The sequence below is a fragment of the Streptomyces profundus genome (genome assembly GCF_020740535.1).
GTDB lineage: Bacteria > Actinomycetota > Actinomycetes > Streptomycetales > Streptomycetaceae > Streptomyces > Streptomyces profundus.
In genome coordinates this window covers 2,400,142-2,413,010 of sequence record NZ_CP082362.1, presented here as the reverse complement: position 1 = coordinate 2,413,010, position 12,869 = coordinate 2,400,142, and the positions used below count along the sequence as shown (strand labels likewise).

The 12,869-nt window shown below is 72.5% G+C and carries 12 protein-coding genes; 8 read left to right on the top strand and 4 right to left on the bottom strand.

Annotated elements, in window-relative coordinates; all coding sequences use genetic code 11:
• Nucleotides 1–24 precede the first annotated feature (24 nt).
• Nucleotides 25–795: a hypothetical protein gene (locus K4G22_RS10425; RefSeq protein WP_228079608.1), complete on the top strand. Its 771-nt coding sequence runs from the start codon at nt 25–27 to the stop codon at nt 793–795.
• Between the two features lie 78 nt (nt 796–873).
• On the opposite strand, the gene K4G22_RS10420 is transcribed toward K4G22_RS10425, so the two are convergent.
• Entirely contained in the window at nt 874–2,631 is a 1,758-nt protein-coding gene (locus K4G22_RS10420) for a M23 family metallopeptidase (RefSeq protein WP_228079607.1), read from the bottom strand.
• Between the two features lie 349 nt (nt 2,632–2,980).
• On the opposite strand from K4G22_RS10420, the gene icmB reads away from it, so the two are divergent.
• The 3 genes from icmB (at nt 2,981) to sucD (ending at nt 5,755) form a co-directional block, all read left to right on the top strand.
• Entirely contained in the window at nt 2,981–3,400 is a 420-nt protein-coding gene (icmB, locus tag K4G22_RS10415) for a coenzyme B12-dependent isobutyryl CoA mutase small subunit (protein ID WP_228079606.1), read from the top strand.
• Nucleotides 3,401–3,643: 243 nt separating this feature from the next.
• Nucleotides 3,644–4,819 (top strand): ADP-forming succinate--CoA ligase subunit beta, encoded by a 1,176-nt coding sequence (gene sucC / locus K4G22_RS10410; protein WP_228079605.1) that lies wholly within the window; start codon nt 3,644–3,646, stop codon nt 4,817–4,819.
• 48 nt (nt 4,820–4,867) lie between these two features.
• The gene (gene sucD / locus K4G22_RS10405; RefSeq protein WP_228079604.1) at nt 4,868–5,755 is read left to right on the top strand and encodes a succinate--CoA ligase subunit alpha; all 888 of its coding nucleotides are present in this window, start codon (nt 4,868–4,870) and stop codon (nt 5,753–5,755) included.
• 108 nt (nt 5,756–5,863) lie between these two features.
• On the opposite strand, the gene K4G22_RS10400 is transcribed toward sucD, so the two are convergent.
• Entirely contained in the window at nt 5,864–6,544 is a 681-nt protein-coding gene (locus K4G22_RS10400) for a sigma factor-like helix-turn-helix DNA-binding protein (RefSeq protein WP_228079603.1), read from the bottom strand.
• Between the two features lie 182 nt (nt 6,545–6,726).
• Between K4G22_RS10400 and K4G22_RS10395 the strand changes: the two genes are divergently transcribed.
• Nucleotides 6,727–8,280: a cell division protein PerM gene (locus K4G22_RS10395; RefSeq protein WP_228079602.1), complete on the top strand. Its 1,554-nt coding sequence runs from the start codon at nt 6,727–6,729 to the stop codon at nt 8,278–8,280.
• On the opposite strand, the gene K4G22_RS10390 is transcribed toward K4G22_RS10395, so the two are convergent.
• Nucleotides 8,277–9,038: a hypothetical protein gene (locus K4G22_RS10390; RefSeq protein WP_228079601.1), complete on the bottom strand. Its 762-nt coding sequence runs from the start codon at nt 9,036–9,038 to the stop codon at nt 8,277–8,279. The genes K4G22_RS10395 and K4G22_RS10390 overlap by 4 nt on opposite strands.
• Nucleotides 9,039–9,265: 227 nt before the next feature.
• On the opposite strand from K4G22_RS10390, the gene purN reads away from it, so the two are divergent.
• Both purN and purH read left to right on the top strand, forming a co-directional pair.
• Nucleotides 9,266–9,925, top strand: a complete 660-nt coding sequence (purN, locus tag K4G22_RS10385; protein ID WP_228079600.1) for a phosphoribosylglycinamide formyltransferase — start codon at nt 9,266–9,268, stop codon at nt 9,923–9,925.
• Nucleotides 9,922–11,514 (top strand): bifunctional phosphoribosylaminoimidazolecarboxamide formyltransferase/IMP cyclohydrolase, encoded by a 1,593-nt coding sequence (gene purH, locus K4G22_RS10380; protein WP_228079599.1) that lies wholly within the window; start codon nt 9,922–9,924, stop codon nt 11,512–11,514. Before purN ends, purH begins: the two co-directional genes overlap by 4 nt.
• A 113-nt stretch (nt 11,515–11,627) precedes the next feature.
• Here the strand turns inward: purH and K4G22_RS10375 are convergent, their stop codons facing one another.
• A complete protein-coding gene (locus tag K4G22_RS10375) occupies nt 11,628–11,879 on the bottom strand; it encodes a hypothetical protein (protein WP_228079598.1) in 252 nt (83 codons plus the stop codon).
• 102 nt (nt 11,880–11,981) lie between these two features.
• On the opposite strand from K4G22_RS10375, the gene K4G22_RS10370 reads away from it, so the two are divergent.
• Nucleotides 11,982–12,842 (top strand): bifunctional methylenetetrahydrofolate dehydrogenase/methenyltetrahydrofolate cyclohydrolase, encoded by an 861-nt coding sequence (locus K4G22_RS10370; RefSeq protein WP_228079597.1) that lies wholly within the window; start codon nt 11,982–11,984, stop codon nt 12,840–12,842.
• Nucleotides 12,843–12,869: the final 27 nt, after the last annotated feature.

Here is a 12,869-nt window from a genome sequence, read left to right as displayed (position 1 = left end):
CTTCACTTTCCCCAGGGGGAACAGATGAGTCAGCCCTGGCAGCAACAGCCGGACGGTGGGCACGGGGGGCAGCAACCGCCCCAGCAGCCCGGTGGCTACCCGCAGTACGGTCAGCCGCCGCAGCAGCCTCAACAGCCCCAGCAGCCTTACGGCCAGCCGCCGCAACCGGGCTACGGCTACCCGCAGCAGCCGCAGGGCTATCCCCAGCAGCCGGGGCAACCCGCCCAGCCGGGGCAGGGGTTCCCGCACCAGCAGCCAGGCCCCGGGTTCCCACCGCAGCAGCCCCACCAGCCGGGCCCCTACGGGGCGCCGGGCGGCGGGTTCCCGCCACCGCCGCGCCCCTCCGGGCCGACCGGCAACCCGGGGCTGGCCATCCTGGCCGGGCTGGGCGCCATGTTGGTGGTCGGGTTCGTCTACGCCCTGATCTACAACGGCCTCTATGACGAGGAGGCCGACACCTTCCGGCAGATGCCCTATCTGTCGCTGCTGGTCGGCGCGGGTGTCGCGGTGGGGCCGGCGTTCCTGGCCAAGCGCAACTACCTGGTCTGGGGCTTCGCCGCCGTCTTCGCCGTCCTCGCGTCGTTCGGCGGTGAGCTGTACGGCACGGCCATGGCCATCAGCGATGTGTTCGGCCAGTTCGGGGAGTCCAAGAGCGCCATCGAGATGCTCTTCGAGGAGTTCGACTTCGTCTGGGACGTCTGGGAGTTCGACCGCGACTTCGTCAACTACCTGTTCCTGCTGCTCTCCGGCGGCGCGGCCGTCGGTGTCTGCGCCAGCGTCAGCAGAAGGTCGTAACGCGGCCCGCGTACGGAACGCGCCGGTCCCCTCGGGGGCCGGCGCGTTTTCTCGTACCCGACTCGGCTCGGACGACGATCAGGTGGGTTCGAGGCCCTGGAGGCGCAGCCACGCCAGCGGGTCGATCGGCGAGCCGCCCCAGGGCCGCACCTCGAAGTGCAGGTGCGGTCCGGTGGACTTGCCGGAGTTGCCCGAGTAGCCGATGACGGTGCCGGCCTGGACCCAACCGGACTGGTAGGCGGTGCTGTCCAGATGCGCGTACCAGGTCTCCGTGCCGTCCGCGGCGGTCAGGATGATCATGTTGCCGTAGCTGTAGTTCCACTGGGTGCGCACCTCCCCGTCGGTGGCCGCCATCACGGGGGTGCCGTAGCTGACCGGGAAGTCGATCCCGGTGTGGGTGGACATCCAGTTGACGCCGGCCTGGCCGAAGTAGGAGCTCAGGCCGCGTCGCTCCACCGGAAGGAAGAACTTGGGCCGCAGCTCCTCCTGGCGCGCGGCCTCCTCGACCGCCGCCTGCTCCTCGGCCGCCTGCTGGGCCTCCAGGTCCATCCGGCCCTGGGTGCGGCTGGCGCGCTCCGCGTAGTCGCCGGCGGCGGCCGACAGGCCCTGTAGCTGGGTGTCGAACTGCTCGTTGGCGTTGATCTGTTCGACCTCGGCCGGGTCGGGCGCCGCCACCGGCGGGGGCTCCGTCGAGTCCTGCGAGTTGGAGACGGTGGCCGCCGTGGCCGCCGCGGTGACGCCCAACACCGCGAGGGAGGGCGCCGCCACGCTCAGCAGCGCGGAACGCCTGGGCCGGGGCGAGCGCCGACGGCCGCGCCCCGCGGGCTTCGCGCCAGCGGCGCCGCCCCTGGCCGGCCGCTCGGGCTCCGGAACGTCGACCGGCACCGCGTCGCAGCGGTCCGACTCGGCCGCCGGCTCGTCCATCGGCTGTTCGGCGGCCGGTTGGGGGGCCTGGTCGGTCGCGGCCTGGTGTTCCACCGGGGCGGCGTCCGCCCAGGACGCGACCTCGGGCTGGCCTTGCTCGACGGCGGGTTGTTCGAAGGTGTCCGCGTCGCCGTGTCCGGCCCAGTCGTTCCGGCCGTCGAGCGGATGCTGTGCGCTGTGCTCCGCGTGGTGGGCGTAGCCGCCGATGTCCTGCGGCTCACCCCGCGGTTCTGCCCGGTGGTGCTGATAAGACCCGTACTCCCCTTGCTGCTCGGGGTGTTGCTGATACCCCTGATACGCCTCGTACTCCTGCGGCGCGTAGCCCTGCGGGGTTTCCCGCGCGGCTTGGCCGGAAGGGCTGGAAGGGCCGGAATAGCCGGAGTAGTCGGTGTGGTCGGAGTAGCCAGGGTAGTCGGGGTAGGCGGAGAGGTCGGGGGAGGGGGCGCCGTCGGACGGGTAGCCGTAGCCGTTCGTCCCGCCGTAGGCCCCCTCGCCGTGGCCGTCGTTGCCGTAACCCCGCGCGGCGAGGCCCGCGTCGGTGTATCCCTGGCCGTCGTATCCCTGGTCGTCGTATCCCTGACCGGGGTAGCTCCCGCCGTCGTACCCCTGAGCACCCTGGACGCCGTGTGTGCCCTGGTCGCCGTACCCCTGGGCTTCGTAGCCGTGCGCCTCATGGCCCTGACCGCCGTAGCCCTGACCGTCGTAACCCTGGGCCTGGTAGCCGCCGTTGGCCGGGTAGCCGGTGGTGGTCCGGTCGTGGTGCTGACCGTGGGGAGCCGGGAAGCCGTACATCTCTCCCATGCCCTGGGCGGTGGCGTAGTGGCCGGTGTTCGCGCCCGTGGTCGGGGGGGAGGAACCGAGGTCGGGGTAGTCCAACTGGTCGGGATATCCCGACAACAGACGATCGCTCACCGACCATGCCTTTCGGCTAGACAACAGGAGCTGGGGTGGGGACCCGGCGGCTGCTGGTCGGTGACTGTACCCGGGGGTACGCGGCACCCACAATCTTCGGCCGGTTGTTCTTGGGTTTCCAGGCATGAGGAAACGGGCAATAGCCCGCCTTTCGCCGTGACGGCCATGGAGACCCCACTCTTTGTTCGAGGCAAGTTCGAATATCTGCCGTAGGTTCCGGTCTTCCCGCCGCGCGTGAGGACGCGAGAAGAGATCGGGAACCGGGCTGCCCCCCGGGGTGTTCCGTGCGCGATCCTTGTTGTTAACGTCCGTTCGCGCCATCGGTGGCGGGTTCCTTGGGAGGCAGCTCATGGGTGAGTCAGGACCGATCCGCGTCGTCGTGGCCAAACCGGGGCTCGACGGGCATGATCGCGGCATCAAGCTCATCGCCCGCGCCCTGCGCGACGCGGGGATGGAGGTCGTCTACACCGGACTCCACCAGACGCCGGAGCAGATCGTGGCCACCGCCGTCCAGGAGGACGCGGACGCGCTCGGCCTCTCCATCCTGTCCGGCGCGCACAACACCCTCTTCGCGCGCGTGATCGAGCTGCTCCGGGAGCAGAACGCGGCGGACATCACGGTCTTCGGCGGCGGAATCATTCCCGAGGACGACATTCCGCCGCTCAGGGAGTTGGGCGTCGCCGCCATCTTCACCCCGGGGGCGCCCACCGGCGAGGTGGTGGAGTGGGTGCGCGCCCACGCGCGCACGCCCACGACCCCGAACCCGTGATCCCCGGACAGGGGGGCCGACGCGGCCCATCGCGCGTCGGCACGCCGTGTGCGGGCCGATTTGTGACAGGTCTCACCACTCAGGGGTGACCCGGAACTCAGAAGCCTCGCATCACCCCCGATACGCTCGACTTCGGACATGCCGCGTGCGCTGCGCCACCTCGCAGCACCTCGAAATCGCGGCCACGCGGCACGCCCACGTCGAGAACGAACCGCGAGATTCAACGACTGAGGACGGACGCGCGTGGACCTGTTCGAGTACCAGGCGAGGGACCTTTTCGCCAAGCATGGCGTGCCGGTGCTGGCCGGCGAAGTCATCGAAACGCCGGAGGCGGCGCGCGCGGTGACCGAGCGGCTTGGCGGTCGCGCCGTCGTCAAGGCGCAGGTCAAGACCGGTGGCCGAGGGAAGGCCGGCGGCGTCAAGCTCGCCTCCGACCCGGCGGACGCCGTGGAGAAGGCCGGGGCGATCCTCGGCATGGACATCAAGGGCCACACCGTGCACCGGGTGATGCTGGCCCAGACCGCGGACATCGCGGACGAGTACTACGTCTCCTTCCTGCTGGACCGCACCAACCGCACCTTCCTGGCGATGGCCTCGGTCGAGGGCGGCATGGACATCGAGGAGGTCGCCGCCACCAAGCCGGAGGCGCTGGCCAGGATCGCGGTGGACGCGGTGGACGGCGTGACGGAGGAGAAGGCGCGGGAGATCGTCACCGCCGCCGCCTTCCCCGCCGAGGTCGCCGACCAGGTGGCCGACGTGCTGCGCCAGCTGTGGGAGGTCTTCATCAAGGAGGACGCCCTCCTGGTCGAGGTCAACCCGCTGGTCAAGACCGGCGACGGACAGATCGTCGCGCTGGACGGCAAGGTGTCGCTCGACGCCAACGCGGAGTTCCGCCAGCCGGACCACGCGGCCCTTGAGGACCGCGCCGCGGCCAACCCGCTGGAGGCGGCGGCCAAGGAGCGCGGCCTCAACTACGTGAAGCTGGACGACGGCAACGTCGGCATCATCGGCAACGGCGCGGGCCTCGTGATGAGCACCCTCGACGTGGTCGCCTACGCGGGCGAGAAGCACGGCGGGGCCAAGCCGGCCAACTTCCTGGACATCGGCGGCGGCGCCTCGGCCGAGGTGATGGCCAACGGTCTGGAGATCATCCTGGGCGACCCGGACGTCACGTCCGTCTTCGTCAACGTCTTCGGTGGGATCACCGCCTGTGACGCGGTCGCCAACGGCATCGTGCAGGCCCTTGAGCTGTTGAAGACCAAGGGCGAGGAGGTCACCAAGCCGCTGGTGGTCCGCCTCGACGGCAACAACGCCGAGTTGGGTCGGAAGATCCTGACCGACGCCGACCACCCGCTGGTCGAGCAGGTGGACTCCATGGACGGCGCGGCCGATCGGGCCGCCGAGCTGGCCACCAAGTAGGACCTGCGACGAGACCAGACGACACAGACGAGGACATCGACTAACACCATGGCTATCTTCCTCACCAAGGAGAGCAAGGTCATCGTCCAGGGGATGACCGGTTCCGAGGGCCAGAAGCACACCCGGCGGATGCTCGCCTCCGGCACCGACATCGTCGGCGGCGTCAACCCGCGCAAGGCCGGCCAGAGCGTCGACTTCGACGGCAAGGAGATCCCGGTCTTCGGCGGCGTGAAGGAGGCCATCGACGCCACCGGCGCCGATGTCACCGTGATCTTCGTGCCGGAGAAGTTCACCAAGGCGGCCGTGATCGAGGCCATCGACGCCGAGATCCCCCTCGCCGTGGTGATCACCGAGGGCATCGCGGTGCATGACACCGCCGCCTTCTGGTCCTACGCGGGCAAGAAGGGCAACAAGACGCGCATCATCGGCCCCAACTGTCCTGGGCTGATCACGCCCGGCCAGTCCAACGCGGGCATCATCCCGGCCGACATCACCAAGCCGGGCCGGATCGGTCTGGTGTCGAAGTCCGGCACCCTGACCTACCAGATGATGTACGAGCTGCGGGACATCGGCTTCAGCTCCTGCGTCGGCATCGGCGGCGACCCGATCATCGGCACCACCCACATCGACGCCCTCGCGGCGTTCGAGGCCGACCCCGACACCGACCTGATCGTGATGATCGGTGAGATCGGCGGCGACGCCGAGGAGCGGGCGGCCGACTTCATCAAGGCCAACGTCAGCAAGCCGGTCGTCGGCTATGTCGCCGGCTTCACCGCCCCCGAGGGCAAGACCATGGGCCACGCCGGGGCGATCGTCTCCGGTTCGTCCGGCACCGCCCAGGCCAAGAAGGAGGCCCTGGAGGAGGCCGGCGTCAAGGTCGGCAAGACGCCGTCCGAGACCGCCGTGCTGGCCAGGGAGCTGCTCGCCGCCGGCTGAAGGCCACACCGTCGTCCAGCTCAGTGAGTACGGGGGGCGCCCCCGGCCGTTCGGCCGACCAGGGCGCCCCCTGACGTGTCCTCTGACGTTTCCCCTGGCGTTTCCCCGCTAGTGGAGCGCGGTCAGCAGGCCCGAGCCGACCAGAGCGACGGTGGTGCCGGTGACCAGCGCGGTCGCCGCGCCGACGATGCGCCTGGTGGTCCGCTCGCTCGCGTCGAGCGCGGCCGGTGCCGGCGCCGGCCTGACCGGCAGGGTGTCGGCGCATCTCGCCAACAGCGCGCCGATCAGGGGGCCCCGCTCCGCCGGGGCGGCGGCGGCCACCGTGGGCAGCCGCTCGGCGAGCGCCGCCCTGGCGTGCTCCACCCGGCTCTCCGTCGCCGCCGTGGTCGCCTCGCACTCGGCCGCGGTCTCGGCGAGACCGAGCCCCACCCCGTCCCGCAGCAGCAGCGCGCGCCGGTAGCCGCGTGGCAGGGCGAGCAGCCCGTCCAGCAGCGGTCGGTGCTCGGCGTGCACGTCGACGGGGCGCCGCCAGCGGTTCGGCGTCAGCTGGTGCCAGGGGGAGAGCGCGAACTCGTGGCAGGTCGCCCGCACCCAGCCGGCCGGATCCCGGTCGGTCGCCACCTCGGGCCACCGCTCCCAGGCCAGCCGGAACGCGTGCGCCAGGGCGCGGTCACCGATCTCCCGGTCGCCGCTGAGCAGCAGCGCCTGCCGGACCAGGGAGCTGGCGCGCGCCTCGTAGAGACGCTGGAACGCGACCCTCGGCGCGTGCAACTGGGCGACGGGGGTCATCGCGGGTTCGGGGCCATCGGAGGGTTCGGATCTCGTCCGTCTTCTGGCGTGCTGACCGCTGCGCTGTCCGGTGGGCAGCGAAGGTAGATAATCCTTAAAACGGGTCATAAGAACATACTGGGCGACACCACGGTGAAAACCCGTTACCCGGGCATATCGGGTGTTGTTGGCAGCATGGCCGGGTGCGACACCTCAGTCAGTGGAAAGTCCCGGGGAGCCCGCGGCCGACCTTTCGGCCGACGTTCGGCCGCACCCAGGGGCGGTGGCTCTTCGAGGGACTGCTCGCCGCAGGGCTCGGGCTCGGCGCCCTGGCCGTGCTGGTGCTGCTCTTCTGGGTGATCTCCCCCTACCCCGACAACGGCGCCACCGGCGCCCTGCGCATCGCCGCCGACCTCTGGCTCCTCGCCCACGGCTGCGAACTGGTGCGCGGCGAGACCCTCCACCAGGGCAGCGCCCCCGTCGGCCTCAGCCCCCTGCTGCTGACCGCGCTCCCCGGCTGGCTGCTCTACCGGGCCGTCCGGGTCACCCTGCTGCCCGAGCCGGAACAGGCGCACTGGGCCGCCGACCCCGGCGACGCGTTCCGCGCCGCGCTCTGGATCTGCGCCGGCTATCTGCTGGCCGGATCGGCCGCCACGCTCTTCGCCGCACGGGCCACCCTCAGCCCCGACCTGCTGGACACCGCCATCCAACTCCCGCTCTTCGCCCTGCTGGTGACCGTCGCCACGGCCTGGGCGATCAGCGGCGTGCCCCCCGACCCGCTGCTCCGCCACGCCCCCGGCGCCCGCTGGTCCGCGCTGTTCACCGCGCGGCGGCTGCACGCCGCCGGGCGCGCGGCGCTCGGCGGCGCCGCCGCCTGCTGCGGCATCGGCGCGCTGCTCGCCGCCGGCGGTCTGCTGCTCCACGCCCAGGCGGCGCAGAGCACCATGGTCACGCTGAGCGGCGACTGGTCGGGACGGCTCGCGGTGCTGCTGCTGGCCTGCGCGCTCGCGCCCAACGCCGCCGTCTGGGGAGCCGCCTACGGTCTCGGCCCGGGGTTCACCCTGGGCGGCGGCAGCCTGCTCACCCCGCTCGCCGTCACCGGCGAACCGTCGCCGCCCCCGTTCCCGCTGCTCGACGGCCTGCCGGCGAGCGCGCCCGAAGGGCCGCTGCTGTGGATCACGGCCGCCGTTCCGCTGGCCGGGCTGCTGGTGATCGCCACCCTGGTCGCCCGGGCCGCGGTTCCCGTGCCCGGCGAACGGGCCTCGGCGTCCGGCTGGTTGGGCACCTCGCTCACCGCGCTGCTGGCCGCCGCCGGCACCGGGGTGGCCCTCGGCCTGCTAGGCGCCATGGCCGGCGGCCCGCTGGGCACGGGGGAGTTGGCGCGGTTCGGCCCCGACGGCTGGCTCACCGGACTCGCCGCCGCCGGCTGGGCGGCGGTCGCGCTGCCGCTGGCCCTCGGCCTACGGCTGTGGCGGCTCCACCAGCCCAGGCTGCTGCTGGCCTCGCTGACCATCGGCGCGCTGGCCACCCTGCGCGCCGTCACCGCCCAGGCGCCCAGGCCGCGCCGCCGTCGATGCCGGGCCAGGGCCAAGGACCCGGCCCGCGACTGGCATGTCACGGACGCGCGGCACTCCCGCTGGGCGGCGCTGCGCGAGACCTCGGGCGAACTCGTCCCCGAACTCGGCCCACCAGGACCGCCGGGACTCCCCGACATCCCCCACGAGGCGGGCGCGAGGGCCCAGGACAGGTCGTCCTAGTCGTCCTCGCCGAAGATCGAGTGGAGCTGGCTGGGGAGATGCTCCTCGCAGGCCGCCTTGGACGGGGCCGTCAGGGAGTCCGAGACGCAGTCGAAGTACTCCTTGTAGACCAGCTGCGCCGTGTAGGTGGTCGCGACGATCAGCAGCGAGAGGCTGGCCATCACCACGCCGGCGATCGCCGTGCCCCGCTGGGGCCTCGACGGTTTCGGCGGGGTGCCGCCCGGCGCAGGGGCCGGCGGCTCGGGCGGTTCGCCCCCACCCGCTGTGACCTTCGCCCGCTCCTTCGCGCGGTCCCTGCCCTCGCCGTCGGCGGCCGGGCCGCCGCGCAGCGCGCTGACACCCCAGTACAGGGCGAGCGCACCCAGCAGCAGGCCCAGCCACTCCCAGGAGAGCAGCGCGGCGAAGACACCCCACATACCGGCCAACACCGAGTAGCGCGCGTGCCGTTGCCCCGGGTCGTTGGGGTCCCAACGGCGGCCCGGCCGGCCACCGTTCTCCCCCGAGCCGTCCGAGCCGCCGTTCCCCGGGGCGCCGAACGGGCCCGAGCCGCGTCCCGGCTGCTTGCGGCTCCACTGGCTGCCCCAGCGCTGCCGCTGGTTGCCGTCGTTCCCGCCCTCGCCGTCCCCGTTCCCGTTTGAACCGTCAGGATTCCGGGGGCGCCACGGCCGGTCGGGCCGCCCCTCGGGGGGCGGGGCGAAGGGGTTGTCCTCCTCGCCCGGCCGATCCTGCTGGCCTGACGCACGGGGTCCGTCGGTCATGTGGTGGTCGCATCTCCCTGTCGGGCACGCGCGCCGGGATCGCGGTGCCGGTGGCCTCCGACCGTACCTGGCTCCGCGGCGCCCACGGCACGGGGGGACCCAGCCGTAAAGGTATCGTTGCCGACGGCCGACCCGTGAGCGGCCCGCACGTCCCGGCAGCGGCACCAGCAGGTTCGACGACGACCTCGGTGCTCCGGGAGGAAAAGCACTCAAGGAAAGACCTCGTCGTGGCCTCTGCCTCCGCGGCCTCCGAAGCCGCCGACCCGTCCGCCGGATCCCCCGCCCGCCTCGTGGTCCTGGTCTCCGGATCGGGCAGCAACCTCCAGGCGCTGCTGGACGCGGCGCGGGAACGGGGCGACGCCTATGGCGCCAAGGTGGTCGCCGTCGGCGCCGACCGCAACGACATCGAAGGGCTGCGCCGGGCGGAACGCGCCGGCGTGCCGACCTTCGTCCACCGGCTCCGTGACTACGCCACCCGCCCCGACTGGGACGCGGCGCTGACGGAGTCGGTGGCGGCGCACCGCCCCGACCTGGTGGTGTCCGCCGGGTTCATGAAGATCGTCGGCGCCTCGTTCATGGCCGCCTTCGGGGGCCGGTTCATCAACACACATCCGGCGCTGCTGCCCAGCTTCCCCGGCGCGCACGGGGTGCGCGACGCGCTCGCCCACGGGGTGAAGGTGACGGGCTGCACCGTGCACTTCGCCGAGGCCGAGGTGGACAGCGGCCCGATCATCGCGCAGGGTGCCGTCGCCGTCCACGACGACGACGACGAGGACACGCTGCATCAGCGGATCAAGGAAGTCGAACGCGGGCTGCTCGTCGATGCCGTGGGCCGGATGGCCCGCGACGGCTACCGCACAGAGGGACGAAAGGTGTACATCCCGTGAGCGCCGAACAAGCCGCAGGGGCCCAGCCGGAGCACGACGCCGAGGGGCGGCGGCCGATCAGGCGCGCCCTGATCAGCGTCTATGACAAGACCGGTCTGGAGGAGCTGGCGAAGGCGCTGCACGCCGCCGGGGTCGCGCTGGTCTCCACCGGGAACTCGGCCCGCCGGATCGCCGCCGTCGGCGTGCCCGTCACCCCCGTCGAGGAGCTGACCGGCTTCCCCGAGTGCCTCGACGGCCGGGTCAAGACGCTGCACCCGAAGGTGCACGCGGGCCTGCTGGCCGACCAGCGGGTGCCCGCGCACCGCGCGCAGCTCGCCGATCTCGGCATCGAGCCGTTCGACCTGGTGGTGAGCAACCTCTACCCCTTCGAACAGACGGTCAGCTCCGGGGCCTCCTTCGAGGAGTGCGTGGAGCAGATCGACATCGGCGGCCCGGCGATGGTGCGCAGCTCGGCCAAGAACCACGGCTCGGTGGCCATCGTGGTGGACCCGGCGCGCTACGACGAGCTGGCCGCCGCCGTCGTCGCGGGCGGCTTCACCGCGGGGCAGCGGCGCGAGCTGGCCGCCGAGGCGTTCCGGCACACCGCCGGCTACGACGCCCAGGTCGCCGGCTACTTCGCCGCCCAGGACGGGCCGCGCGAGGAGTTCGCGCGGAGCGTCAGCCCGGTCTTCGGCCTCCAGCGGGTGCTGCGCTACGGCGAGAACCCGCACCAGTCGGCGGCGCTCTACACCGACGGCAGCGGGCGCGGCCTGGCCTCGGCCGAGCAGTTGCACGGCAAGGAGATGTCCTACAACAACTACGTGGACACCGAGGCGGCCCGCCGCGCCGCCCACGACCACGAGCAGCCCTGTGTGGCGATCATCAAGCACAGCAACCCGTGCGGGATCGCGGTGGGTTCGGATGTCGCGGAGGCGCACCGCAAGGCGCACGCCTGCGACCCGCTCTCCGCCTACGGCGGCGTCATCGCCGTCAACCGGCCGGTGACGGCCGAGCTGGCCGGGCAGATCGCGGAGATCTTCACCGAGGTCGTCGTCGCGCCCGACTACGAGGAGGGCGCCCTTGAGGCCCTCACCCGCAAGAAGAACATCAGGGTGCTGCGCTGCCCCGAACCCCCGGCCGCCGTCGCCGAGTTCCGCCCGGTGGACGGCGGCGCGCTGGCGCAGGTCAGCGACCGCCTCCAGGCGGCGGGCGACGACCCGGCCAACTGGCGGCTCGCCGCCGGCGAGGCGCTGACGGCCGACGAGCTGGCCGAGTTGACGTTCGCCTGGCGCGCCTGCCGGGCGGTCAAGTCCAACGCGATCCTGCTGGCCAGCGGCGGCGCGACGGTCGGCGTCGGCATGGGACAGGTCAACCGGGTGGACTCCGCGCGGCTGGCCGTCGGCCGCGCGGGCGCGGAGCGGGCGGCCGGCTCGTACGCCGCGTCCGACGCGTTCTTCCCCTTCCCCGACGGGCTTGAGGTGTTGATCGAGGCGGGCGTCAAGGCCGTGGTCCAGCCCGGCGGTTCGGTGCGCGACGAGCAGGTGGTCGAGGCGGCCAGCAAGGCCGGGGTCACCCTGTATCTGACGGGCACCCGACACTTCTTCCACTGAGCCGGCTCCGTGGCGGCAGCCCGGTCAGCACGGCAGCCAGCCACGCGCCACCGCCCGGTCCCCTCCGCCGGGGCGCCCCGTTGGGTGCCCTGGCGCGGGCCCGAGCGCGCGGCTCAGGCGGGTGGGCGGTGCAGCATCGCGACCAGGACCTCGTGCAGTACCTCGTGGTCCCTCGGGTCGTGCAGCCGGTAGGGGCCGCCCTCGACCGTGTACCACTCGTCGGCGCCCGCGTAGCGGATCCGCAGGTGGAGCGCGCCGTCCTCGCCGACGGTGCTGTGCAGCTCCAACTCGCCGGTGACCGCGCCGACCTCGGCCGTCATCACACCGCCGGCCGGGCTGCTGAACAGGGAGTAGCGTTCGTTCATGCCCGGTATTCCAGCAGCTTCCGGCCGGACCCGCGAGCGCCGCGCCCTGGGCCGTCCCGGCCGGATTGGTGACCTTGGCCCGTTATCCGCGAGGATGGACCCATGACTGCCCAGACACTCGACGGCCAGGCCACCGCGGCCGAGATCAAGTCCGACCTCCGCACCCGGATCGCCGCGCTCAAGGAGCGCGGACACGCCCCGGGCCTCGGCACGCTGCTGGTCGGCGACGATGTCGGCAGCCAGAAGTACGTCGCGGGAAAGCATCGGGACTGCGCCGCCGTCGGAATCGCCTCCATCCAGCGGGCGTTGCCGGCCACCGCCGGTCAGGCGGAGATCGAGGCCGTGGTCGACGAGCTGAACGCCGACCCCGCCTGCACCGGCTATCTGGTGCAACTGCCGCTGCCGCGCGGCATCGACACCAACCGCGTGCTGGAGCGGGTCGACCCGGACAAGGACGCGGACGGCCTGCACCCCACCAACCTCGGCCGCCTGGTGCTCGGCGAACCGGCGCCGCTGCCCTGCACCCCCAACGGCATCATCGCGCTGCTGCGCCGCTTCGGCGTCGCGATCGACGGCGCCGAGGTCGCGGTGGTCGGACGCGGCGTGACGGTCGGCCGTTCGCTGCCGCTGCTGCTGACCCGTCGCTCGGAGAACGCCACGGTCACCCAGTGCCACACCGGCACCCGCGACCTGTCGGCGCAGCTGCGCCGCGCGGACATCGTCGTCGCGGCGGCCGGCGTTCCGCACCTGATCAAGCCGGAGGACGTGAAGCCGGGCGCCGCGGTGCTCGATGTCGGCGTCAGCCGCGACGAGTCGGGGCGGATCGTCGGCGATGTGCACCCCGGCGTGGCCACCGTCGCCGGTTGGCTCTCGCCCAACCCGCGCGGCGTGGGCCCGATGACGCGGGCCATGCTGCTGAGCAACGTCGTCGAGGCCGCCGAGCGCGCGGCCGACCAGGGCTGACGGACCGAGGACGAGGGGACGAGGGGA